19 protein-coding genes and 25 tRNA genes are annotated in these 22,571 nt (G+C 37.3%); 1 reads left to right on the top strand and 43 read right to left on the bottom strand.

The window, feature by feature from the left end:
* Window positions 1-40 precede the first annotated feature (40 nt).
* From I586_RS15620 to I586_RS15595, 6 genes are all read right to left on the bottom strand, one after another.
* A complete protein-coding gene (locus I586_RS15620) occupies window positions 41-1,111 on the bottom strand; it encodes a WxLIP family cell surface protein (protein ID WP_010763820.1) in 1,071 nt (356 codons plus the stop codon).
* 116 nt (window positions 1,112-1,227) lie between these two features.
* Window positions 1,228-2,001, bottom strand: a complete 774-nt coding sequence (locus I586_RS15615; RefSeq protein WP_010763819.1) for a WxL domain-containing protein — start codon at window positions 1,999-2,001, stop codon at window positions 1,228-1,230.
* Between the two features lie 50 nt (window positions 2,002-2,051).
* The gene (locus I586_RS15610) at window positions 2,052-2,861 is read right to left on the bottom strand and encodes a WxL domain-containing protein (protein ID WP_010763818.1); all 810 of its coding nucleotides are present in this window, start codon (window positions 2,859-2,861) and stop codon (window positions 2,052-2,054) included.
* Complete coding sequence (locus tag I586_RS15605) at window positions 2,858-3,220, bottom strand: LPXTG cell wall anchor domain-containing protein (protein WP_010763817.1); 363 nt, start codon at window positions 3,218-3,220, stop codon at window positions 2,858-2,860. The genes I586_RS15610 and I586_RS15605 overlap by 4 nt, the downstream gene beginning before the upstream one ends.
* Before the next feature lie 22 nt (window positions 3,221-3,242).
* Window positions 3,243-6,599, bottom strand: a complete 3,357-nt coding sequence (locus I586_RS15600; protein WP_010763816.1) for an isopeptide-forming domain-containing fimbrial protein — start codon at window positions 6,597-6,599, stop codon at window positions 3,243-3,245.
* A gap of 345 nt (window positions 6,600-6,944) precedes the next feature.
* Window positions 6,945-7,634 (bottom strand): winged helix-turn-helix domain-containing protein, encoded by a 690-nt coding sequence (locus I586_RS15595; RefSeq protein WP_010763815.1) that lies wholly within the window; start codon window positions 7,632-7,634, stop codon window positions 6,945-6,947.
* A 358-nt stretch (window positions 7,635-7,992) separates the two neighbouring features.
* Here I586_RS15595 and I586_RS15590 point away from each other — a divergent pair, with 358 nt between their 5' ends.
* Complete coding sequence (locus I586_RS15590) at window positions 7,993-8,310, top strand: hypothetical protein (protein ID WP_010763814.1); 318 nt, start codon at window positions 7,993-7,995, stop codon at window positions 8,308-8,310.
* A gap of 205 nt (window positions 8,311-8,515) precedes the next feature.
* Here the strand turns inward: I586_RS15590 and I586_RS15585 are convergent, their stop codons facing one another.
* The 37 genes from I586_RS15585 to I586_RS15405 form a co-directional block, all read right to left on the bottom strand.
* The gene (locus I586_RS15585; RefSeq protein ID WP_010763813.1) at window positions 8,516-8,947 is read right to left on the bottom strand and encodes a hypothetical protein; all 432 of its coding nucleotides are present in this window, start codon (window positions 8,945-8,947) and stop codon (window positions 8,516-8,518) included.
* 239 nt (window positions 8,948-9,186) lie between these two features.
* Window positions 9,187-9,621 carry a GNAT family N-acetyltransferase gene (locus tag I586_RS15580; protein ID WP_010763812.1) on the bottom strand — a complete coding sequence of 145 codons (435 nt, stop codon included), beginning with the start codon at window positions 9,619-9,621 and terminating at the stop codon, window positions 9,187-9,189.
* Window positions 9,618-10,157: a GrpB family protein gene (locus I586_RS15575; RefSeq protein ID WP_010763811.1), complete on the bottom strand. Its 540-nt coding sequence runs from the start codon at window positions 10,155-10,157 to the stop codon at window positions 9,618-9,620. Before I586_RS15575 ends, I586_RS15580 begins: the two co-directional genes overlap by 4 nt.
* Before the next feature lie 10 nt (window positions 10,158-10,167).
* Window positions 10,168-10,869, bottom strand: a complete 702-nt coding sequence (locus I586_RS15570) for a DUF1003 domain-containing protein (RefSeq protein WP_010763810.1) — start codon at window positions 10,867-10,869, stop codon at window positions 10,168-10,170.
* 109 nt (window positions 10,870-10,978) lie between these two features.
* Window positions 10,979-12,616 carry a peptide ABC transporter substrate-binding protein gene (locus I586_RS15565; RefSeq protein ID WP_010763809.1) on the bottom strand — a complete coding sequence of 546 codons (1,638 nt, stop codon included), beginning with the start codon at window positions 12,614-12,616 and terminating at the stop codon, window positions 10,979-10,981.
* Between the two features lie 22 nt (window positions 12,617-12,638).
* The gene (locus tag I586_RS15560) at window positions 12,639-12,956 is read right to left on the bottom strand and encodes a cupin domain-containing protein (protein ID WP_010763808.1); all 318 of its coding nucleotides are present in this window, start codon (window positions 12,954-12,956) and stop codon (window positions 12,639-12,641) included.
* A gap of 196 nt (window positions 12,957-13,152) precedes the next feature.
* The gene (locus tag I586_RS15555; RefSeq protein WP_010763807.1) at window positions 13,153-13,635 is read right to left on the bottom strand and encodes a nucleoside deaminase; all 483 of its coding nucleotides are present in this window, start codon (window positions 13,633-13,635) and stop codon (window positions 13,153-13,155) included.
* Window positions 13,636-13,663: 28 nt separating this feature from the next.
* Window positions 13,664-14,425, bottom strand: coding sequence for a tyrosine-protein phosphatase (locus I586_RS15550; RefSeq protein ID WP_010763806.1), 762 nt, complete (start codon window positions 14,423-14,425; stop codon window positions 13,664-13,666).
* 136 nt (window positions 14,426-14,561) lie between these two features.
* Window positions 14,562-15,380, bottom strand: coding sequence for a histidine phosphatase family protein (locus tag I586_RS15545; protein ID WP_010763805.1), 819 nt, complete (start codon window positions 15,378-15,380; stop codon window positions 14,562-14,564).
* Window positions 15,381-15,400: 20 nt separating this feature from the next.
* Window positions 15,401-16,834 (bottom strand): 6-phospho-beta-glucosidase, encoded by a 1,434-nt coding sequence (locus tag I586_RS15540; protein ID WP_010763804.1) that lies wholly within the window; start codon window positions 16,832-16,834, stop codon window positions 15,401-15,403.
* A gap of 74 nt (window positions 16,835-16,908) precedes the next feature.
* The gene (locus I586_RS15535) at window positions 16,909-18,810 is read right to left on the bottom strand and encodes a beta-glucoside-specific PTS transporter subunit IIABC (RefSeq protein ID WP_010763803.1); all 1,902 of its coding nucleotides are present in this window, start codon (window positions 18,808-18,810) and stop codon (window positions 16,909-16,911) included.
* 156 nt (window positions 18,811-18,966) lie between these two features.
* A complete protein-coding gene (gene licT / locus I586_RS15530; protein ID WP_010763802.1) occupies window positions 18,967-19,806 on the bottom strand; it encodes a BglG family transcription antiterminator LicT in 840 nt (279 codons plus the stop codon).
* A 243-nt stretch (window positions 19,807-20,049) separates the two neighbouring features.
* Window positions 20,050-20,121, bottom strand: a tRNA-Glu gene (locus tag I586_RS15525).
* Between the two features lie 11 nt (window positions 20,122-20,132).
* A tRNA-Ile gene (locus tag I586_RS15520) sits at window positions 20,133-20,206 on the bottom strand.
* 12 nt (window positions 20,207-20,218) lie between these two features.
* Window positions 20,219-20,289: transfer RNA gene (locus I586_RS15515), tRNA-Gly, on the bottom strand.
* A 17-nt stretch (window positions 20,290-20,306) separates the two neighbouring features.
* A tRNA-Phe gene (locus I586_RS15510) sits at window positions 20,307-20,379 on the bottom strand.
* Window positions 20,380-20,393: 14 nt separating this feature from the next.
* Window positions 20,394-20,467: transfer RNA gene (locus I586_RS15505), tRNA-Asp, on the bottom strand.
* A 50-nt stretch (window positions 20,468-20,517) separates the two neighbouring features.
* Window positions 20,518-20,591, bottom strand: a tRNA-Met gene (locus tag I586_RS15500).
* A gap of 123 nt (window positions 20,592-20,714) precedes the next feature.
* A tRNA-Ser gene (locus tag I586_RS15495) sits at window positions 20,715-20,804 on the bottom strand.
* A gap of 17 nt (window positions 20,805-20,821) precedes the next feature.
* Window positions 20,822-20,893, bottom strand: a tRNA-Glu gene (locus I586_RS15490).
* A gap of 9 nt (window positions 20,894-20,902) precedes the next feature.
* Window positions 20,903-20,990, bottom strand: a tRNA-Ser gene (locus tag I586_RS15485).
* Window positions 20,991-21,008: 18 nt separating this feature from the next.
* Window positions 21,009-21,082: transfer RNA gene (locus tag I586_RS15480), tRNA-Ile, on the bottom strand.
* Between the two features lie 4 nt (window positions 21,083-21,086).
* A tRNA-Gly gene (locus I586_RS15475) sits at window positions 21,087-21,157 on the bottom strand.
* Between the two features lie 12 nt (window positions 21,158-21,169).
* Window positions 21,170-21,243: transfer RNA gene (locus tag I586_RS15470), tRNA-Asp, on the bottom strand.
* A gap of 53 nt (window positions 21,244-21,296) precedes the next feature.
* Window positions 21,297-21,370 (bottom strand) — tRNA-Met (locus tag I586_RS15465).
* 84 nt (window positions 21,371-21,454) lie between these two features.
* A tRNA-Ser gene (locus I586_RS15460) sits at window positions 21,455-21,544 on the bottom strand.
* Window positions 21,545-21,581: 37 nt separating this feature from the next.
* Window positions 21,582-21,655 (bottom strand) — tRNA-Ile (locus tag I586_RS15455).
* Between the two features lie 18 nt (window positions 21,656-21,673).
* A tRNA-Met gene (locus I586_RS15450) sits at window positions 21,674-21,747 on the bottom strand.
* A 19-nt stretch (window positions 21,748-21,766) separates the two neighbouring features.
* Window positions 21,767-21,839: transfer RNA gene (locus I586_RS15445), tRNA-Ala, on the bottom strand.
* A gap of 10 nt (window positions 21,840-21,849) precedes the next feature.
* Window positions 21,850-21,923 (bottom strand) — tRNA-Pro (locus I586_RS15440).
* Window positions 21,924-21,932: 9 nt separating this feature from the next.
* Window positions 21,933-22,006: transfer RNA gene (locus I586_RS15435), tRNA-Arg, on the bottom strand.
* Between the two features lie 27 nt (window positions 22,007-22,033).
* Window positions 22,034-22,119 (bottom strand) — tRNA-Leu (locus tag I586_RS15430).
* Between the two features lie 10 nt (window positions 22,120-22,129).
* Window positions 22,130-22,201, bottom strand: a tRNA-Gly gene (locus I586_RS15425).
* A gap of 8 nt (window positions 22,202-22,209) precedes the next feature.
* Window positions 22,210-22,282: transfer RNA gene (locus tag I586_RS15420), tRNA-Thr, on the bottom strand.
* A gap of 31 nt (window positions 22,283-22,313) precedes the next feature.
* Window positions 22,314-22,395: transfer RNA gene (locus tag I586_RS15415), tRNA-Leu, on the bottom strand.
* A 12-nt stretch (window positions 22,396-22,407) separates the two neighbouring features.
* Window positions 22,408-22,480, bottom strand: a tRNA-Lys gene (locus I586_RS15410).
* 6 nt (window positions 22,481-22,486) lie between these two features.
* Window positions 22,487-22,559, bottom strand: a tRNA-Val gene (locus I586_RS15405).
* Window positions 22,560-22,571 lie beyond the last annotated feature (12 nt).

Genomic DNA, 22,571 nt, shown 5'->3' with positions numbered 1-22,571 from the left:
CGCTAGCTTTTTACACTAGATAATTGTTTTGTGTTCTTTATTACTTTTTAGGTTTCTTTTTTCTTGCTTGTTTTTTCTTTGCTTGTTTCTTTTTATTTACGGCTCTAATTACGAAGAAAATAATAACTGCTAAGGCTACTACGCCTCCCACAATTCCTGCAATCAACTGCCAGTTGAAGGTTTGAACATCTTCTAAACCAGCGTCTTGATTATTGAATTTATCTGCTTCTTCATCTGTAATCTTGAACGTTTCATCCCATTCCCATTTCTTCTCACCAGAAGTCACTAAGATTTTAGCGCGATAGCCTCCTGGAACCATGCTATCCCCTTCCATACTGACTGGAAAATCGATCAAAGAATTTGGTGCCATTCTCATACCAGAACGTTTTGTTTCATATAAAACTTCGTCACTGCCGTCTTTCATGATTTGAACTTGTGTTGTCATATTCTCTAGATAGGCAGGTTGCACATTAGAAAAGTTCACAAAAAATGTATTACGAAAGTTGTTTAATTCAGCATAAACTTTATTTAATTCTAAATTTGGTTGAACTTCGTTGTCCGTTTCAGAAAGCAACATCCCGATGACATAAGCGTATTTATTGATAACACCCGTTTTCTTAGGTTTTGAGGCTTCTTCTTTTTCAATTTTTTGCAGTTGGATTCCGCCTGAAATCACTCCATCAAATGAAGCTTCTGGCATCGTAATTTCTATGTCGACATCCTTTTCGCCATTGGCTGGCAATTTAACTGTTTCAGGAGCTTTAACAATACTTTCAAAATCATATTTTAATGAATTATCTTTTTTGATCGTTGTCGGACCATATTCAATAACTCCATTAGCGTTTGTCTTAGCACCATTTAATTTCACTGAGATTTCTACCTCTTCTGATGCCAAGTTTTTAAGTTTGATTTTAACGGTTTGTTTTTGCCCAGGTGTCATCTTTAAATCAAAGTAGCCTGCGTCTTGACTCTTCTGATTGTCAGGTTTAATTGTTTCATATGTAAAGCCAGTTGCGTTGCCGCCGCTGTTTTCTTCTGCGTATGTCTTGATTGGCAAAAGTATTGTTATCATAAGTGACATTACTAAAAATAATAGATGCTTTTTCTTCATCGCTATCCCTCTCTTTAAAAAGGCTGAGACAGAAATAACTATTTCTGTCTCGCCATTTATATGAACATAACTACTTAAAGTATGCGATATAATTCAACCTACTTATTCAGTGTAAATTATAATACTTCCGCAATTGTCCAAGTGATTTCAGCTGTATATTCATCAGCTAGTAAAACGTTTGTGTTTGGTACAGTTAATTTAACAGATTCAGCAGTTGTATCCGCTGTTCCGTCACCATATTGACCAAATTCAATTGTGTATGTTCCGATTCCTTTAGATGCGTCTTTGTTATCTAAAACTACTACTGAAGAACCAGCGCCTGTTCCAGCTGCATCTGCTGCTAATTGGAATCCGGCAACAGTTGTTGCTGGCCATTGTGTTGCTGGATCAGCAGATGTGATTGCTGCATTTGAGTAATCAATCGTAGCTGATTTCAAGAAAGTTCCAGCGTTAGCGTTTGCTTCGAATTGTTTTGATAATTGTGCACTTACTTGGTATTTATGGTTTGCAACACCACGTACGTCTGTAAATTGTACATAGTTTCCACGAGTAACATCCCCTTTAGAAGTTGTTACTGGGATTGCTGCAGCAAAGTATTCTGGGTTAGAAGCGAAAGCTTTTACTTTATCTTCACCAAAGTTTAATTCAGTTACAGCGTCAATACTGAATGAACCACGATCTGGGTTAACGATGATTGGTTCTTTTGGATCTATAACTGGTTCTTTTGGATCTTCTGGGTCAACGATGTCTTTCGGACCGTTGTCTTCAGTAAATTTGATTTTACCGTTAGTTGGTAAAGATTTTGCTTCAGCGTTAGCTACCGCTGGTGTTGCTAGACTTACTCCTAATAAAGTTAATAATGCTACTGAACATAATGTTTTTGTTTTCATGTGTGTTTCCTCCTAGTTTGTGTATGTTAGTGTGTGTGTGTTGTTTCTATTTATGGCAACTCGGCTAATATCCAAGTTAACACCGTAGTATAAGGTACCGGATCAACGATTGTTGTTCCCGGAATTGATAGTGAAACAGCTTTATTCAAATAGACAGGTTTGTTATCAAATACTGGATCTAAAACTGCTTGACCAGTATGATCTAATCTAGGTTCCAGTGTATTCTTTTGGTTATTCTGATTTTCTTCAGATGCACCAAAGGAAATTGTCCACGTTCCTGCGCCTTGACCAGCATTTGCTTGTGCTAAGTTATACGAAGCACCTATATTGTCTATATTAATGATCTCTTTTGAGAGTTGGGGCGCGCCACTAGCATCTCGAGTAGAACTTACCCAAGATTTATCTAGTGATAACATTGCCCCGTTTATTTCGCTGTGTTCAGTCTCTTTATTGGTAAATTGCATTTCCTGACGCAATTGTAACGTCCACCCTGTTGGCTTTTGTCTCAAGTCAGTGACTTGAACAAAGTTTCCTCTAGGTTTGGTTGCACCAAAGAAATTTTGTGCATTTCCATAGTATGTTTCATCTTTATCGGAAATTTTATTCTGATAAAAATCTAGTTTAGGAACAAAATCAATTCTCAAATCCCCTTTAAGTTGGGGTGTTTCTCCTGGATCGACGATCTCACCTGGTTTTTCTGGATCAACAATGTCTTGCGGATATTCACCTGAAAATTTGATTTTGCCAGGTCCACTTATTGCTTCTGCTTCTGCGAATGCAGTATCACTGGTAAGCGCTAATAAAGAAATCACAGCAATTGGCATAACGAGAAATTTAATTATTTTTTTCAATCTTCTCATTTGTTATCCCGCCCTTCTTTCTCTTTCTTGCGTTTCCAGAAAAACAGAAGTAATCCGATAATGACCAAAGCGACTCCGGTAAATACAAGACTTGTTTTTACCATTTCACCAGTGCTCGGATAACGTCCAACAGGTTTAGCAACTTGAGATGAGCTCGTTGACGTGTTACTTGACGGTTGTGTACTTGTTGATGTGCTTGTTGATGGCTCCGTTGAAGAACTATCTTCATAAAAACGAATCACACCATCTGTTTGCACTTCTCCTCCATTGTTATTAGCCATAGCAGTCAAAGGATAACTGATTGCTAGCGATAATAGCAAAGTAAAGGAGAAGATTAATATATTGATTTTTTTTCTCATAGATTAAGAATCTCCTTTACTTTTATGGAGCATCGCCCAATTCCCAAAGAATTTCTCCTTGGTAAGAACCAAGTGCTTTCACATCTTGAGCAGAAACCTCAAATTTGAATCCGTCACCAGACTCAGACCATGTATCACTAATGTTATAGGTAGCTCCTTCAATTGATCCACCAGTAACAGCATCCTGTACCATAATATCTTGTGCTCCACCGTTTAGCGTGATCTCACGGTTTTTGTAAACATACTTCACCGCTCCATCTAGTGTATAGACAGGTGCATCTGGTGTTGTACTTGTCATTGGTGTCGTCATTTTAGCAGTCAAAGACCAGCCTTTTTTATTTGCTCGGCTATCTTTAACGACAAGATCAGCACCATGATGTTCAGCCGCGTTCACTCGGGTTTTCTTCCCTTGATATTTCACACTGCCGAAATCAATTTCTGTTGGTGCAGAGGCTAATTCTAAAACACCAAAAACTGTGCCACCAGGATTATCTACTGCAAGTGATTTTGCTGAATAGGTTTCATATTTTGCATTTGGATCATTTGGACCTTCGACAAATGGGGTTTCTCTTGGAGAATCACCGATTGCTTCCGCCTCATTCGTAATGATCGTCCCAACAGCTTTGGCTGCAACGGTTGCTTTAAATGTCACCTTAGCGGTTGCTCCTGTTGCTAAATCTCCAACATTGATTGTTAATACACGAGAATCAGAATCATACGTATAATCAGCTGGACTTACAGCTGTAACATCATTAATTTTAATATCAGCTGTTGCTGGATCAAAATCTAAGCCAGCAGGAAGGGTATCCGTTATCACAACTTTTGACCAATTTGTAGTAAATGTTGCTGCCTTGTTATTCTTAGCAGTTAACGTATACGTCAACACATCTCCAACTTGGGTTGTTTGTCCACCAGAAGAAACAACCGTTTTTTCCATAACTGGTTTATCTGGTAATACATCTTCGACGGTATACTTCGTCGCTGCCTTAAATGTAGCATCGCGATATTTCATTTCAGTAGCTGGGTTGATATTTCCAGTATCACTATTGGTCGATGGTGCAGCTGGATCTAAAACTTCTGTGATCTTACCAGCGTTATCTTCTAAGAAAATTTGAACTGTTTCACCAATATTTAAGTAACGAGGCAAGTTGTAAGCCCAAGTACCATCATCATTGACTGTTCCCACAGTAGATTGGCGTGTACCATTAATATCAACATAGATTTTTGCTTTTGGTTCAGCATCTTTCCCAATCAATTGCTTCATTCCATTGGTGACTTTATCACCCGTAACAATAGCTGGTTCAGGTGGTGTGACATCAATTACTGTTGTCGGTGTCTTTTCTCCTACTCTATACGGTGTCAAAACACTATTGACAAATGATGCACGATACGGTGTTCCGAACATGTCTTTTTGAGCAAGTTGAAATCCTGGTATCGTATGATCTGCCTTTTTCCAGTGTACATAATTATCATCCGTACTTATTCCAGTAAACGTATTTCCCAAAGTATCTGTAAAGTCGACATAGGCTTTACGAATACTATCTGCATAAACTGGCTTTGTTTTTGCATTACCATCCTCATCAAACGGATCACTACCACCAACTGCTGTGTATCCTATTAAAATACGATTCTGTTGGTCGAAATCCGCATCAGTTACTGGCGTCCATGTCAACTCTGGTGTGCTATTCATTCCAGAAATACGTTTGTAATTTGGACGACTGTATTGACTTTGAAGTGTTGGATCAGAACTTGTAACACTTCCGTTCGCTATGCCATTTGTTACAGTGAAATCTGTTACGTTTGAATAGTCATAGGTTGGAGCACCATCAATACCTGCTTGATTATTCCAAATAGATATATCAGAATTTTTTATAGTGAAACTGTTGGTTCCTCTATTCGACGTTGTATCACCCAAAAAGGCATTGGTCGTTGTTGTACTATTAAACGAATTACGAATATCAAATGACTCTGGACTATCAAATATAAATTGATTTCCTCCATTAGTTGAGTTATACGCAACTACTCCACCATTGTTATTCCCAACAATAAACACATTTGATTTAGGCTTAAATTCATATTTAGTATTTTTAGGATTCGCTTGTGAACCAGTATTCGTAGCATTTACAGCACCAGATTGAACAGTAGCTCGACTGCCTGCACGAGAAAGTAAATTAACTGTTGAACCTTCTTCCGCTATAAAGCTTGCATCGTCCACATTAAAATAGGCAGCTGACCCTGGCATATTTGCATTATAAGTTGCATTTTTCCCGACTCTTAGCTCATCGAAAAAGTTATACACAGCAGGGTAATTGGTCCCGTTAGCTGTGTAATTTAAATACACAAAACTACCTTCTCCAATATCAAATTTCCTTGTCCCTGTCGAATCAGTATCACCATTTTTACCAGTATTATCCATGAACCAAACAACGGAATAATCATACTCAGCGTTTGTACCTTTATAAAAGGTACTAGGTTCAAAAGTCATCCCACCGGTATAGAAATTTTCAGCACCTGTTACAATGACATTGTATCCGTACATGCTGATTTCAGCACGAGGAGCACTGATCAAACGGCCACCTACACGTTGGTTATCACTTTTTTTACTAGTGTCATAAGGAGTGTAAATATTTCCAATTCTGTAACGCCATAATCTTCTATTTGAGCCAGTTGAACCACCTGTCCCCCATTGTCCTTTACCATTAACAAACGACCACGCAGTTCCCAGATTCCCCTCTAACGCTCCATATCCAGTATTATTCGCAATTTGAATATCATGCATGTGGAATACTGGTACGTCAGAAAACGCTTTGCCGAAACTTGCCAAAGAACTTAAGTCATCAACGTTGATTGAACCATTTCGCATCTCAAGGAGATGCCCTTGACCATCTATTTCAATTGATTCTGCTCTAGAAATAGCAATCGCAGTAGCATAATAAATATCTGCATCAAGTATGATCTTTGAGACTTTATTATTCTCAAATGCTGCTCTAAATTCAGCCCAAGTTGCTACATGGACGGCATTGGTATCAGGTCGGAAATTATATTGAGTATTCCATGCTTGATTTTGCTGAGCATTCAAATCAGCATATTGTGTTTGATACTGCTCATTTGTCATGCTTCCAGTGATTTTGTTCTCAATTTTTGTCTGAGTAGGTTGATAATTAGTTCCATCCATATAGGCTTCCATCTGGGGAATAGTAATCGTTTCTTGATTATGCAGGTCCTCTTCGGTTTTTAATAGGGTAGAAGAATCAACGTTTTCTATCAAAGGTTCCTCAGCTGCTTCAATTTTATTAGAGTTATTAAAGAAAATAACCGCTAAAATACTGAATAGAACAAAAGCTAGCCCAATAAAATAAGACTTTTTTCCGATTTTCATATATTCTCAACTCCTCCCCAAAACATTTTTTGCACGTTTGTCTTAAAAAAACGTACAATCTATTTCTATTTTCCTTGCCAATTGTCTACTTTTTTGATACATTCACAATGCAGGGGAAAATTAGTGTTTACCTTTTGTTTACTATTCAACTTGAGAATGGCTGTTCTCTAATTGTATTCTGCAAAAGAACACTTATTTTCTCTATTTTGTTTATGTTCAATAGTTGGCTTGAAAAAGAGAAAACTTAGTTTTTTAGTTTTGTCACCGTCATTGTCTTCGATTTTTCGGAGCAACCGCCATGACATTTAGATTTTTCAAAAAATGGTTCATTTTTACAAACTGATTTTACGAAGTCAGCTTATAACCTTTCGAGCGAACTGTCTTAATGTATTGGGGATGTGCCGCATCTTTTTCGATTTTTTGTCTTAAATGAAAAATTAGATTTGATACTCGGTACTGCTTATCATTTCCATCATTTTCCCAGACGTTCTTGTAAATATCTTCATAAGATACTGCGACACCTTGCTTTGTTTGCAGAAATTCGATTGTCTTAAATTCCAACTTAGTCAAGTTGATTTCTTCTCCATTTAATAGAACACTAAAATTACACGGACGTAACTGAAGCGTCTGAACACTTGGTACCTTTCCAACCTGTTCATCAGCAATCAAACGTTCTCGATTATACCTATTAAATGCATTTATCATTAACAGCTTACTTTCTTCTGGATCACATTCATTATCTATAATCCCGTCTGCTCCCAATTGTAAATAAACAATATGGTTCATTTTATTGTTTCGCTCTGAAATCACCCAAATAAACGTATTATGATTTTTCTTTAATAGAATAATCAGTTCGCAAATCATACCGATATTTTGGATATGCTGTTCATTGATGACGATACCGTCATAATTCCCAATTGTTTCAGCAGCCTCATTTTTATTGATTGGATGTACGTCCAATTGAGTACTCTTTAGTGTATCTATGTATTTTTGCTCATCTTTATTATCAAACAAGACAAATCCTATGTTGTACATATGGTGCTCCCCTTTAAATTTTTTGGTAATCCAGCATCCAAACCAGCATTCCATACTTTTATTTTAAATTATTTTTCAAAAAGTTATAAATTCGATATATTATCGATATACTTTTCAAACTAAAATAAGTTTAATCTATTTCATTTACTAAGTCCACTTAATTTCAATCATTTATTTATCATTTTTTTGAAAGAAAACACAAATATTTGAGAATTATGTGAAAAATACATTAGGCTTTATTAAATCATATAGTATTTCAATTAGATTTTTATTGTCTAAATTGTTGATTTATAACACTTTTTACTGGTCCTCCATGGTTTGCGAAGATATGGTACAATAATTAAAAAGGGGGGAGAAAATGAATAGAAAACAGCAACTTGACAAGCTATTAACAGCCTTTACAGAGGAAAAAAGATTTATTTCTGATGGTTATTATCGAATCCGAACAATTAATCCAAGCACACTGGAGCTTGCCTATTTACTATCTGGTCCCTGTGGTGATAGCATCGTACATCCTCAAATCACACTCTCTATAAACGGTGAGGAAGTAGTTGGAATAAAATTAATTGATATGTATTCCTCTCCACAATTATTTATGCACAGAAATGACGAGAATAGTAACCAGATTGATAACGCCTTAGACAAGTTAATTGAAAAATTCTTAACAAAAATGTAGAAATAAAAAAATACCAAGACTACAGAAAGCATAGTCTTGGTATTTTATGAATTTCAAATAAATAATTCAAAAAATTACAAAATGAATGAAATTAAATATGCATTATATATGTTTACAATTAATTATTTCAACGAAATATCTTTTTCAGATACTAATTAACAAAATATCAGTGTCACTTTTTCCCTTGATCTTTTGGTGCGATTGTTTACATTTTATGTACACTATGTGCACTTTGAATTCCCCCGCATGCCTCTTTACATGCTTGATTGATCAATCTAAACGAACTTTCTGTACTGTTTAATCCTCGCTTATACTGAAGTTCATCGATAACTTCACATTTGTCATTTAGCGCTTCCAACCAGAAGTAGATTCCTTCTTTATAGGTATCTAAGCCTTCTAACAAAATCTTTGTTGCTTCTTTTTCGCCATAAAATACTAAGTTTTTCCTAAAACTTGCTTCTTCTACAAAGAACCGGTTAACATTGCTGCGGCAAAACAAGTATGTATCTTTGCCTCTTCTGTTAATGGCTTGGCTACAGCTGTTCTCTTGTACTTCCTTAGAAATGGCATTAAAAATCTCATTGTAGACTTCAACACGTTGCATTACTGACAAAATCATATCTGTATAACTGAACATAATGCTCTCTCCTCCCATAACTAAGCAGCTAAAACCGCTGACTTATCTTCATTATAGTATCTCTCAATCTTTTATATCAAGTAATATGCTATTAAAATGAAGTTTTTTTGTCATTTTTTTCATTCCTATGTCTATTTTTTTTCAACTTTACACACAAAAAAAAGCTCACTTTCCTTTATTTACAAGGGAAGTGAGCCTTTTTTTATTTTGATTACTATAATATTTTTTAAATAAAATTTTTATCTTGTCCTTCGTTTTAAATGTAAAATAGGATATTCTCTACCTGCGTCATCTATCTCACTTCGATCATATTCCTCAAACCCCATGACTTGATAAAATAGTTTAGCAGATTGATTTTGCTCATTGACGTCCACATATTGAATCCCTTTTTCTTCAAGTAAGTAAGTTATTATTTGTCGACCATATCCTCTTCCTATAAAATCAGGATCGAGAAAAAGCATTTCTAGCTTATTGCCATCCACGCCAGAAAAGCCAATAGTTTTTTCTCCATCTGTCCAAACGTTTAGATCCACATATGGAAAGTAGGTTGGTAATTCATTTTTGATTCTTTCAAAATCTTTTTCTAGTAAAAAGTCATGGGTTTTCTTAACCGATTTTGCCCAGATTTCTACTAGAAGATCGTATTCGGCTATAATTGCTGGATGTTGTTTCATTCCGACCTCCTAAAACGATGCTTATTATCATACCACTTTTCAGCTTTTTGATCGATATTTTTAATAAAGGCATCTTTTCCCGCCATGTACGCGTCAATATCATTAGAAAACTGCTGTGCCAGTGTTTCCTTCAGGTAACTGTATGTTTTAACCTCTTCTGGGTGACAATTCATGAACTCTTTAAAAATCAAATGGCGCTTAATTTCTGGATTTCCCACTTGAAATACATGAAGATGGTGACTTCTATTGTCTCCTCCCTTACTAAAAAAACGTCGTTCAGAAATGCCATTTTCCAAAAGACATTCGTATCCTATTTTTTCTATCTCTAAATTGTACTTGTCCACTTTTGATAGCTCTTTTACTACCATTAACATATCGATCACGGGTTTTGCTTTACTATTCTTGATTGCTGTACTACCAATATGATGGAGCGCGATTATTTCTTGAGTATAAATGTCTTCTAATAATTGTTTCTCTAACTCAAATTGTTCTATCCAATTGTCTTGAGGCGCAACTACTTCTATTATTCTAACCATTTTTATTTTCTCACTTCTTTTCCTTTAGTTCATTGATCTGTTCTTGTAATTCGCCTAATAGTTCTATCTGCATATTTTGCATTTGAACTAGGTGTTGCCATTGGCTATCAATCAAGTAATCCATTTTTTCATGAAGTAAATTTACCTCTATTTCGGATTTTAGATTGATTTGATAATCATTATTTGCTTCTGCTCGATCTCTTTGTTCTTGCCTATTTTGACTCATCATAATAATGGGTGCCTGAATTGCCGCTAAACAAGATAAAGCGAGGTTAAGTAAGATGTATGGGTAGGGATCAAACGGTTTAAAAAAAATCATGGTAGAATTAACAATGATCCATACAGCCAAAACAATGATAAAAATAAAAATAAATGGCCAACTACCACCAAATTTAGCAATCCCATCTGCCGTCTTTTGTCCCAACGTTAATTTTTTAGTTGATGTTGGCTTCAATTTATCCGTAATCGTTGTATTTTCTTTGATACTTTGAACAATTGTCTCATTTAATTTTTCCATTTTTCCAGAGTCAGTGGAAATCAACTGTTTTATATAGTCTAACCGGTAATTTAGTAAATTGGGAAAAGCAATTTGTGACTCTTCTGTCAAATCAGGACGTATTTTAAGAATAAATCGTTGTATTTCTTCTTCTACATTTTTCAGCTGGATCATATTATTATGACCAAAATTTTTTTTACTTCTCATTTGCTTCATCCTTTTTCTCCTTCACATTGTTTAACTCTATCATACAATGTTCTAGCAATTTCATACATTGATTTGACTAAAAAAAGTCTTTCTTGTTTGAAAGACTTTTTTAATATGATTAATTTACTTCTTTATACACATTTTTTAAGGTTAATGGTGCTGCAAATGTATGATAGTTCAACCCTTTAACTTGTTCGTTTTGTAAAACGGCTTGCTGGTTCTGACTGATAATGATCATTCCTGCGGTATTTTCGATTCCTTCTTTTTCAGCAGCAATCAATGTTTCCCAGCGTTTTTCTAGATCAGTTGCATATTTTTTTGACGCTTCATACAACAATGCATCATATTTAGCATTGGAATAGTTTCGGTCATTCCCTGTTCGTAACATATTTAGCGTCGATATTGGATCTTGATAATCTGGTGTCCAGTAAATCAAGAACATATCGTAATCACTTTCACGACTAAGGTTCAATGCTGTTTCAGTTGGCAGAGCAGTGACATTGATTTTTAGCCCTGGGAACAGTTTCTCTAAACTCCCTTGAAGGCTCTCTCCCATCTTTTTATACGATCCATCATCGGTTACCATCAAATCAAGCGTAATTTGATCACCTAGCTCTTTCTTAGCTAGTTCCCACTGTTTCAACGCTTCTTCTTTATTATACTTCATCAAGTCGCCTGCTTCTTCTCTGAAGTCAACACCTGTTTCAGGATTACTTACAAATCCTTCTGTGATTGCTCCATACAATGGTTTTGAGCCATCTGCAATAATATTATTCACTAGATTTTCTTTATCTATACCTAACGCTAAGGCTTTTCTTAGGTTTTCATTTTTTAAAGGTGTCTCTTGATTTTTACGTTTTTGATTTAATCGAATATAATTCATTGTTGCAGTTGGATATGAATGATAATTGGGATTACTTTGGTTTTGTTTTGCTAGCTCACCTGTTACTGTTGCAACATCTAGTTGTCCATCTTCAAAGAGATTCAGTGCAGTTGAGGCTTCTTTCACTACTTCATAATGGATTTTATCTGATTTTACATTTGATTGATCCCAATATTTTTCATTTTTCTTTAAATCCCAGCTTAAATCGGTTTGTTTCCAATTTTCTACAGTAAATGGTCCATTGTAAACAACATTTTCGCTTGTTGTGCCGTAGTCTGTCCCCTTAGATTCAACAAATTTCTGATTTTGCGGGAAGAAAGTTGGAAATGCTAAAACAGAAGTAAAATAAGGCTTTGCTTCTTTTAATTTGACTTCTAATGTATGGTCATCAATCGCTTTGACGCCAAGATCATCTACCGGTTTTTTACTTTCTGAAATCTCTTCTGCGTTTAAAATTGTATCCACTACTAAAAAGCTATAAACAAATCCATTTTTAGGATCGATCATTTTTTTCCAAGCATATTCAAAGTCAGCTGCTGTTACTGGATCATCATTGCTCCATTTTGCCTCTTCTCTTAATTTGATTGTATAGGTTTTACCATCTTCAGAGATTTCTGGCATTTCTTTTGCCGCTGCTGGTATTAGTTGATCCTTATCATCCAAAGCATATAGGCCTTCAAATGCGGCTGTTTGAACGATTGCATCTGGAAAATCCAACATAACTGATGTATCCAATGTAGTCAATTCCGATGGTGACATCAAATTTAATGGTTTTGTTTCTTGCGCTTTATTTTCTTCTTTACCACCAGAACATCCCGAAATGATGGTCATCATTGCTGTTAGTCCGATGACTGATTTAACTACTTTTTTCATATAATTCTCCCTCATGTTTATGTTATACGCGTTCAACTAGCATCCAAACGACAACGGCAGCTTCTTTTCCATCATTATAGTTGATATGGCCTTCGCCTGCTTCTATCAGCTGAGCATCTCCTGGTTTTCCGACTAAATCTTGTCCGTCTTCTAAGATCGTATGTGCTTCACCAGAAACAACATAAGAATATTCATCTTGGTCATGCCTAGCAAATCCTTCTAAAGGTCTTTTTTCTCCAGGCTGTAAGATAACGACGCCCATCTGAACATTTTCGTTTGGTTGATTTTCTGCATCAAAAAAAATCGTCATTTCTTGTGGCAGTGATGGTTTAATAATCATTTTTTCATAACAACTCCCATTCATTTTTAAGTGATTTTATCTATTATTGCCTTAACGCATAGAGAAGTCAATAACATTTTAGAAAATTCTGACATTTTAATTTACATTTCAAGAATTCATTATACTTTAATAGACGAAGATATGGGGAAAACGTTCATTCGTTTTCCCCATATCTTTAAACCTTATTTAGCAAAGCTTAATGCCAATAATTTTGGTGAACCTCAGCCGCTTCTTGTTCAACTTCTGGAAATGGGCCGATTATTTGAATATCTTTTTGACCATGTCTTATTATCTCTTTTGTAGGCAAATCAAAGGTTGGGTTTTGTTCGTTATCGCCGGTTAACTCCAACAAACGTTTCTCTGTCATAGCATATACGATCGTTCCAATATTTCCCCAGTAAATTGCTCCAGTACACATCGCACAAGGTTCAGCCGTGGTATATAATAAACAGTCCCATAAAAATTCTTTGCTATATTTTTGTGATGCTCTTGCTGCTAAAGTTGTCTCAGCATGCCCTGTACAAATTTTCTCTGTAATCTCAATATTTTCTTGCTCTAAAAGAATATTCCCCTCTTTATCAGCTAGCAAGGCTCCAAAAGGAGTATTCCCATTTTCACGTGCCTGTTGAGAGATTTCGATGCAGCGTGTCAATAATTCAATATGTTGATTTTTATTCATAGATGATTCCTATTCTTTCTATAGCTTTTTAGTTCAAAAGAAAGCGATGATTAAATGCTTCTTTTGTTGCTTTATCCATTCCGATTGCTTGTGTCAAATAAGTAGAGACATCTCCATATTGTTTTTCCACAGTTTGATAAAAATTATCTAGGTAACTGCTGTCTACGTTCAATGCAACATGTAATGCATCTAAGTTTGCTGGCTCAAGGTGAGCCTTTTTAGCTTGCTCTAAAATTTGTGCATTTTCTTTTTTTCTCAGGTTATTTGTCAATAAATAGTCTGTATAAATAGCCTCTCTTGGCACCTCTAGCGTTTCTAATATTAACAATGCTGCAATACCTGTACGATCTTTTCCAGCAAAACAGTGAAATAAGATACTTTCTTGTTGAGGTAAAGCCAAAATTTCTTCAAAAAATTTATTATACCCTTTTTGTGATGTCTTATTTAATGCAATATCTGCGTATAGCTTTTCCATATAAGCCGCTGATTTTTCTGGAGATCCAATCTTAACGAAGTCTTCAATTGATGCGCCTTCGTCTTGAATATCTTCTAAAATATCAATGTGGATGTATTCCGCTTTTGGAACAGACATATCTGGTCTTTCCTTAACTTCAGCTTCACTTCTCAAATCGATGATCTTTCCTAAACGATAAGTTGTTTCTAAACGTTGTTCATCCTCTTTTGCAAGACTTGATAGTTCCCCTGATCTTAAAAAGAGATTTTGTTTAATCTGTTTCCCTTCTTTATTCTTAATACCACCGATATCACGAAAATTTGTAATCGTCACCATAATCAACATCCCTTTTCTTTCTTTTTGTTCTCATTATACACAAAATTCGATCAAAAATGTTTCTTTGATCGAATTTTATGCGAGCATGATTGAAACAGATTGATATTTTACTGCTTTTCAATTAAGCTTTTCACTATTATTTTTGTCCTGCTTCCACATAGCTTAAATCATTCACTTTATCTAGTGTGAATTTTCCATCTTTATACTTCACCGTACAAACACTCGCATTTTTTAAACCACCTTCGGGGATTTTAAAATCATCGAACAAGGTATCAAGCATTGCAGAAATACTTAGTCCGTGTGAAGCAATCAAAACATTACCCGAGCCTTCATTCTTCATTTCTTTTTCGACGATATCATCGATTCCAGCTTTCAAACGAGTCGTGATTGTTTCATAATCTTCTGCTGGCCAGTTTAGCTTAACCTCTTCTACATTTTTTGCATCTAATTTAGCAACACTATTAGCAAATGATTCTGGCGTCATATTTTTTAAAAATTCTTCCAATGTTATACCTTGGTCATCTGCGATATCTTGCCACATTGTATGATTCAAATCACCTTCATACGTACCAAAATTAAATTCTCGTAAACGCTCGTCTGTAATGACTTTCAAATCGGCTGATTTTTTATTTTCTTTTATAATTAGGTTTGCGGTTTGAATTGCACGGCCACTGTCGCTACTATAGGCATTTTGAAAATCGATATCTTTTAAACCAATGCCGGCAGCTGTTACTACTTCTTCACCAGCTTCTGTTAAAACTGCATCTGACCATCCTTGAACGCGATCTGTTGTGTTTAGCATTGTTTTACCATGACGGACAATATACAACGTTAATTCTTCTGGTGCTTTTTTAGCAGTGGAGGAATCCTCTTTTTTTGCACTACCATTCCCACATCCTGCTACTGCTAATAAGCCTAACATTAAAACCCCTAATAGTTTTACACTTTTTTTCATTTTCTCTCCTCCTATTTTATTTATGCGTTCGTCAAATCTTCCCCATTTGTTGCGATAACTTTTTTATACCAGTCAAACGATTTTTTCTTCGAACGTTTTAAGGTTCCATTGCCTTCATTATCACGGTCTACGTAAATGAAGCCATAACGTTTTTTCATTTCACCTGTTCCTGCAGATACTAAATCAATACAGCCCCATGTTGTGTACCCTAATAAGTCCACACCATCAAGTTCTACGGCATCTTTCATCGCTTGAATGTGTGCTGCTAGATAGTCAATACGATAATCATCAATGACTTGGCCATTTTCATCTGGTACATCTACTGCTCCTAAGCCATTTTCCACGATAAATAATGGTTTTTGATAGCGATCATACAAATCGTTCATGGTTGTGCGTAACCCTAGCGGATCAATCTGCCAGCCCCATTCACTTGCTTCTAAATAAGGGTTTTTCACTGAAGCAAAAATGTTTCCTGCTGTTTTTTCATTGATCGCTGGATCTGTTGATTGAACACGTGATGAGTAATAGGAGAATGAAATAAAGTCGACTGTGTGTGCTTTCAACAAGTCTAAATCCCCGTCTTCAATTGGCAATTGGATGCCTTCACGTTCTAATTCTTTAAGTGCATACGCTGGGTATTCTCCACGAGACTGAACATCGATAAAGAAGAAGTTTTCGCGATCTGCTTTACGTGCCGCCCAGACATCTTCTGGTTTACATGTATAGGCATAATTTGTTCCAGCCGCTAACATACAACCCACTTGGTTTTCAGGATCAACTTCATGAGCGATTTTCGTAGCGATGGCACTTGCCAATAATTCGTGGTGTGCCGCTTGGTATTTCACTTGTTCTTTATTTTCGCCTTCTTCAAAATAAAGACCAGCCCCCATAAACGGTGCGTGTAAGATCATATTGATTTCATTAAACGTCAACCAATATTTTACTAGCCCTTTATAACGATTAAAAATAACGTTACATAGATTTTCATAGAAACCAACCATTTCGCGACTACGCCATGCCCCATATTTTTCCACTAAATGCATTGGGCAATCAAAGTGAGTGATGGTTACAAGAGGTTCAATGTTGTGTTTGCGACATTCTTTAAACAAATCTTCATAGAATTTCAAGCCTTCTTCATTCGGCTCTGTTTCGTCTCCCAAAGGGAAAATTCGGCTCCAAGCAATAGATAAACGGTAAGTTTTAAAGCCCATTTCACCAAATAAGGCGATATCTTCTTTATAACGGTGATACATATCGATTGCATTTTGTGCTGGGTAAAAATGTTCCTCGTCAAACGCAAACATTTTTTTCTCCCCAGTGATCACTGGAAAACGATCTGGTCCAACTGGTGCTAAGTCAACGTTCGCTAAACCGCGACCACCTTCGTTATAGCCACCTTCGCATTGATTGGCCGCAGTTGCGCCGCCCCATAAAAAGTCTGTTCTAAATCCCATTTCAAAAATCCTTTCTTATACAGACATACAGCAAAACTATCTTTTTACTGTATGTCCGTTCTTTTCTTTTATTTTTAAGTTAAACCTGTAATTAATGTATCATTTGAGGTAACTTCTTGTTCTTGCGTTTCCACGATATCTAAATAGTCAGCTGTGTTCGTAACTATAATGGGAGTTTCCACACTATAACCTGCGGCCTTGATCGATTCAATGTCAAAAGTAACCAACACTTGACCTTTTTTCACTTTATCACCTTGTGCCACTTTTGCTTCAAAACCTTGTCCTTCTAATTGAACCGTGTCCATGCCGATATGGATCAATAACTCCATCCCTTGATCTGATATCAAGCCAATTGCATGTAATGTTGGGAACAATGTCATCACTGTCCCATCAAACGGAGCTCTCACTACACCTTCTGTTGGCTCAATCAAAACGCCTTTGCCTAAAGCTCCTTGTGCAAATGCTTGATCACTTGCTTTGCTTAATGGTAAAACACTTCCTTTAACTGGACTTAAAATTGCTTCTTTTAGCGCTTTTTGAGCTTCTTTATTTTCTGTAAGTTCTTCTACGACTGTTTCATCTTTCCAGAAAAAGAATGTTAAGGCAAATCCGATAACCACCGCAATTAAAATTGCGACAAATGAATGAATCATCCCACTTGCATCGTCACCATTGATAAAGTTTAAAACACCGAAAATACCTAATCCACCCATTGTATAAGACGTTACGCCATTTAACATTAAATAAAATCCACCTGCAGCTGCACCGATCATTGAAAAAATGAATGGTGTTTTTTTCGGTAATGTAATACCGTAAATTGCTGGTTCAGTTACACCAAAAATTCCAGAAATAATGGCAGGTGGGCATAAAGCTTTCATTTTTGCATCTTTAAATTTAAAGAACATTGCCATAACAACTGCTGTTTGAGCAAAACTTGCTGCAAAAGAACCTACCAATACTTGGCTTGCACCTTCTTGTGTAATTTGCATGATTGCAAGAGGCACAACACTCCAGTGTAAACCGAAAATAACTAATACTTGCCAGAAGAAACCAAGAATAACACCATACAATGCTGGCGAGAAGCCCATTAAAGCTTGGAATCCAGCGCTTAATAGATCTGTCAACATGCTAATGATTGGGCCAATCACTAAGAATCCAATTGGTAAAGCAATCAACAACACAAAGAATGGTACTAAGAATGTTTGAACAACTTCAGGAATAAGTTTTTTGAAAAGCTTTTGAATTTGCGCGGCAAATGCCACAATGAAGATAATCGGTACAACACTACTTGTATAACCAGCACCAACCCATGGGATACCTAAGAACGTATCATACGCAGGCAAACCTAATAGGCTATATGGCGCAGCAGCGCCAGCTCCTGCCGTTGTTTCAAAAGCAGCTTGCAAAGCAGAGCCTTGAACAGTTGGGTAACAAAGAGCCGCTCCAATAACGATTCCCACCATTGGGTTTAAATTGAACTTTCTAGCTGCTGTATAACCTAAAATCACTGGCATGAAATAAAAAATTGCATCGCCAATCCCATTTAGCATTGTATATGTTCCAGAAGTAGCAGAATATAATTTCAAGAAAACAAGCAAAGCGTTTAATCCTTTTACCATACCAGCTGCTGCTAATGCACCTAAGAATGGTTGGAAACAACCACTTAAAATATCAATCAAACGATTGAATAGATTGCCACCAGATGATTCTTGTTCTGCATCTGCTGAAATACCAGCAATGCTTACAACGTCTTCGTAAACAGCAGGTACATGATTTCCAATGACTACTTGATATTGTCCACCGCTTTTCATCACAGTCACAACACCATCCATATTTTTTAATATGTCGTCATTTGCTTTTGATTCATCTTTCAATTTGAAACGTAGACGAGTAATACAATGCGTTAAGCTATTGATATTTTCTTTGCCACCTACATTTTCAACAATTTTCTGTGCTAGATCATGATATTTTCCCATTTTTTGTTCCTCCAAAGTTTAGTTTTTTTTACTTACATTACATTTGAAGGTTTAGCCAACTTAATGTCACTATCCAAAGGGTCTCTTTTTTTCAATATTGTTCTTTTAGTCATCCTTCATTTTATTTTAAACATCTATTAAAACTTAATAAGTATATTAACAATTGGTTTGTACTACTCGTGCAATATGGATGATCAAATACATCTTCTCTTCTTTAGAGACGGTGTAATCATAACTATCCGCTAAAAAACACGCAATTTTATTCACACAATTATAAGCATTACAGTACTTCTTCTTGATCATTTCATATAATTCTCCATCATCTTCATCACGAAATTCTTTATGATTTAATAAACGATATGCAAAAAATTTTAAATGAGTACTAAAACGATAAAAATAGACAGAGTCTTCATTAAAAGTAATTTTGAAATGATACTTAACAATATTTGTAATTTCTTGCATTATTTTGGTCAATTCATAAATGTTTCCCACTTCTTCATCCATTTCAGCATTGACTAGGTGTAATGCAATAAATCCTGCCTCATCTTCTGGCAATTGAATATCAAATTTATCCTTAACCATTTCCAGAGCCTTATTCCCAATAAAATATTCATCTGAAAAAAAGCGTTTGATATCCCACAAAAGAAAGTTTTTTACCTCTATCCCTTGTTTGATTCGCTCTAAAGCTGTGTGTAGATGATCTGTTAATGAAATAAAAATCATATCATTTAACTTTCTACCAAGCTTAGTTTTCGCATATTTGATGATTTCATCTGATAGCTGCATTACTTCCAAAGGCATTTCCCCAAGCAGTTCTTGAAATTTCAAAGATGTGTCCTGGTTCGCTAACCGAAATACTTGATCAATCTGTTCTTCTAAAATAATGTCACCTGTTTTTCTTTTAAAAGCTATACCACGTCCCATCACTATTTGTTCTTGCCTATTTGCATCCAACGTAATCACAACATTATTATTCAAAATTTTTTGAATAATCATCTTTTCGCTCCCTTCTTCACGTTTAACTCCTTAATTGTAAAAAAGAAAAACCCAACCTTTCCAAAAAAGAAGATAATCCTCTTCATTGGAAAAATTAGGTTTAGCTTGTATTTAAACAATCACTATCCAGTTATTCACTTGTTGTGTACAAGCATAGAATACCTTATTACAGGTACAATGTCAACGTTTTCATAAAAATATAAAATAAAAAAACATCATGCTCAAGCAAAATGTTTCAATACATGACCCGTACGGGAATCGAACCCGTGATACCGCCGTGAAAGGGCGGTGTCTTAACCGCTTGACCAACGGGCCTTTTAAAATTATGGGCCTAAATGGACTCGAACCATCGACCTCACGCTTATCAGGCGTGCGCTCTAACCAGCTGAGCTATAGGCCCTTCAAGAAAAAAAGCGGGTGACGAGAATCGAACTCGCGACAACAGCTTGGAAGGCTGTGGTTTTACCACTAAACTACACCCGCATGTTTCTTCTTTCAAATGGCGCAAGACAGAATCGAACTGCCGACACACGGAGCTTCAATCCGTTGCTCTACCAACTGAGCTACTGCGCCAAAAATTATTATAACGGTCTGGACGGGACTCGAACCCGCGACCTCCTGCGTGACAGGCAGGCATTCTAACCAGCTGAACTACCAAACCAAGGTAATGTGTTACATCACTTTAATACTTAGCTTTTTAATTAAAAGCAATTGCGGGGGCAGGATTTGAACCTACGACCTTCGGGTTATGAGCCCGACGAGCTACCTGACTGCTCCACCCCGCGATAATTATAGTCTTTTTGACTACAGAAAGGTGTTAACTTGGTGATTTCTAGTAAGGTTACTCTCTCACTTCATTCGCCAAGTACTAATCATCATCAATGCTAAAGCATTGTGATTCTCAATAAAGGAGGATAAGGGATTCGAACCCTTGCACGGTTTTACCCGCCTGACGGTTTTCAAGACCGTTCCCTTCAGCCGGACTTGGGTAATCCTCCGAAATAATATAAAAAAATGACCCGTACGGGAATCGAACCCGTGATACCGCCGTGAAAGGGCGGTGTCTTAACCGCTTGACCAACGGGCCGCTATGAAACGGAGAAGGAGGGATTTGAACCCTCGCGCCGGTTTCCCGACCTACACCCTTAGCAGGGGCGCCTCTTCAGCCACTTGAGTACTTCCCCAAGAAAATAATTTAAAAATGGGCCTAAATGGACTCGAACCATCGACCTCACGCTTATCAGGCGTGCGCTCTAACCAGCTGAGCTATAGGCCCATAAAGCGGGTGACGAGAATCGAACTCGCGACAACAGCTTGGAAGGCTGTGGTTTTACCACTAAACTACACCCGCAATACTTCAAAACGGTCTGGACGGGACTCGAACCCGCGACCTCCTGCGTGACAGGCAGGCATTCTAACCAGCTGAACTACCAAACCAAGGTAATGTATTGCATCACTTTATGATACTTATGCTTTTTATTTAAAAGCAATTGCGGGGGCAGGATTTGAACCTACGACCTTCGGGTTATGAGCCCGACGAGCTACCTGACTGCTCCACCCCGCGATAATTATAGTCTTTATGGACTATAGAAAGGTGTTACTCTTGATGATTCCTATTGATCAACAAGTACTAAGAAATTCTTAGCAAAGGAGGATAAGGGATTCGAACCCTTGCACGGTTTTACCCGCCTGACGGTTTTCAAGACCGTTCCCTTCAGCCGGACTTGGGTAATCCTCCGAAATAAAAAGTACTATTAAATGAATCGTCACTACAATGGACCTTGTAGGACTCGAACCTACGACCGGACGGTTATGAGCCGTCTGCTCTAACCAACTGAGCTAAAGGTCCTTGGCTCTTAAAAAGGAATCGCGGCGAAGGGGATCGAACCCCCGACCTCCCGGGTATGAACCGGACGCTCTAGCCAGCTGAGCTACACCGCGAAAATAATAAAAGTACTAATGGAGCCTAGCGGGATCGAACCGCTGACCTCCTGCGTGCAAAGCAGGCGCTCTCCCATCTGAGCTAAGGCCCCACAAAATGAATCGGGAAGACAGGATTCGAACCTGCGACCCCTTGGTCCCAAACCAAGTGCTCTACCAAGCTGAGCTACTTCCCGTAGCTATAATGCACCCAAAGGGAGTCGAACCCCTAACCTCTTGATTCGTAGTCAAGCACTCTATCCAGTTGAGCTATGGGTGCTACATGTATACATCTGTATCAATGCAATGCCGAGGACCGGAATCGAACCGGTACGGTGATCACTCACCGCAGGATTTTAAGTCCTGTGCGTCTGCCAGTTCCGCCACCCCGGCGAACAAGCTAAGCGGAAAACGGGGTTCGAACCCGCGACCCCCACCTTGGCAAGGTGGTGCTCTACCACTGAGCTATTTCCGCAATTTGGATGCCGGCTAAAGGATTTGAACCCTCGACCCTCTGATTACAAATCAGATGCTCTACCAACTGAGCTAAGCCGGCGTAATCGCCAAGTATTAAACGAGACTAAAAATGCGGGTGAAGGGACTTGAACCCCCACGCCGTAAGGCGCTAGATCCTAAATCTAGTGCGTCTGCCAATTCCGCCACACCCGCAAAATATTTCTATGAGCCGTGCAGGGCTCGAACCTGCGACCCTCTGATTAAAAGTCAGATGCTCTACCAACTGAGCTAACGGCTCAAAAAATGGAGGTTGACGGGATCGAACCGCCGACCCCCTGCTTGTAAGGCAGGTGCTCTCCCAGCTGAGCTAAACCTCCAAGACAACACTT

The sequence above is a fragment of the Enterococcus moraviensis ATCC BAA-383 genome (assembly GCF_000407445.1).
GTDB classification, from domain to species: Bacteria; Bacillota; Bacilli; order Lactobacillales; family Enterococcaceae; genus Enterococcus_L; species Enterococcus_L moraviensis.
This window is presented reverse-complemented; position numbering and strand designations above follow the sequence as displayed.

Bases quoted from the DNA above. Each gene is read 5' to 3' on its own strand.
- I586_RS15620 (WP_010763820.1), bottom strand. From the start codon at position 1,111: ATGAAGAAAAAGCATCTATTATTTTTAGTAATGTCACTTATGATAACA.
- I586_RS15615 (WP_010763819.1), bottom strand. From the start codon at position 2,001: ATGAAAACAAAAACATTATGTTCAGTAGCATTATTAACTTTATTAGGA.
- I586_RS15610 (WP_010763818.1), bottom strand. From the start codon at position 2,861: ATGAGAAGATTGAAAAAAATAATTAAATTTCTCGTTATGCCAATTGCT.
- I586_RS15605 (WP_010763817.1), bottom strand. From the start codon at position 3,220: ATGAGAAAAAAAATCAATATATTAATCTTCTCCTTTACTTTGCTATTA.
- I586_RS15600 (WP_010763816.1), bottom strand. From the start codon at position 6,599: ATGAAAATCGGAAAAAAGTCTTATTTTATTGGGCTAGCTTTTGTTCTA.
- I586_RS15595 (WP_010763815.1), bottom strand. From the start codon at position 7,634: ATGTACAACATAGGATTTGTCTTGTTTGATAATAAAGATGAGCAAAAA.
- I586_RS15590 (WP_010763814.1), top strand. From the start codon at position 7,993: ATGAATAGAAAACAGCAACTTGACAAGCTATTAACAGCCTTTACAGAG.
- I586_RS15585 (WP_010763813.1), bottom strand. From the start codon at position 8,947: ATGTTCAGTTATACAGATATGATTTTGTCAGTAATGCAACGTGTTGAA.
- I586_RS15580 (WP_010763812.1), bottom strand. From the start codon at position 9,621: ATGAAACAACATCCAGCAATTATAGCCGAATACGATCTTCTAGTAGAA.
- I586_RS15575 (WP_010763811.1), bottom strand. From the start codon at position 10,157: ATGGTTAGAATAATAGAAGTAGTTGCGCCTCAAGACAATTGGATAGAA.
- I586_RS15570 (WP_010763810.1), bottom strand. From the start codon at position 10,869: ATGAAGCAAATGAGAAGTAAAAAAAATTTTGGTCATAATAATATGATC.
- I586_RS15565 (WP_010763809.1), bottom strand. From the start codon at position 12,616: ATGAAAAAAGTAGTTAAATCAGTCATCGGACTAACAGCAATGATGACC.
- I586_RS15560 (WP_010763808.1), bottom strand. From the start codon at position 12,956: ATGATTATTAAACCATCACTGCCACAAGAAATGACGATTTTTTTTGAT.
- I586_RS15555 (WP_010763807.1), bottom strand. From the start codon at position 13,635: ATGAATAAAAATCAACATATTGAATTATTGACACGCTGCATCGAAATC.
- I586_RS15550 (WP_010763806.1), bottom strand. From the start codon at position 14,425: ATGGTGACGATTACAAATTTTCGTGATATCGGTGGTATTAAGAATAAA.
- I586_RS15545 (WP_010763805.1), bottom strand. From the start codon at position 15,380: ATGAAAAAAAGTGTAAAACTATTAGGGGTTTTAATGTTAGGCTTATTA.
- I586_RS15540 (WP_010763804.1), bottom strand. From the start codon at position 16,834: ATGGGATTTAGAACAGACTTTTTATGGGGCGGCGCAACTGCGGCCAAT.
- I586_RS15535 (WP_010763803.1), bottom strand. From the start codon at position 18,810: ATGGGAAAATATCATGATCTAGCACAGAAAATTGTTGAAAATGTAGGT.
- licT (WP_010763802.1), bottom strand. From the start codon at position 19,806: ATGATTATTCAAAAAATTTTGAATAATAATGTTGTGATTACGTTGGAT.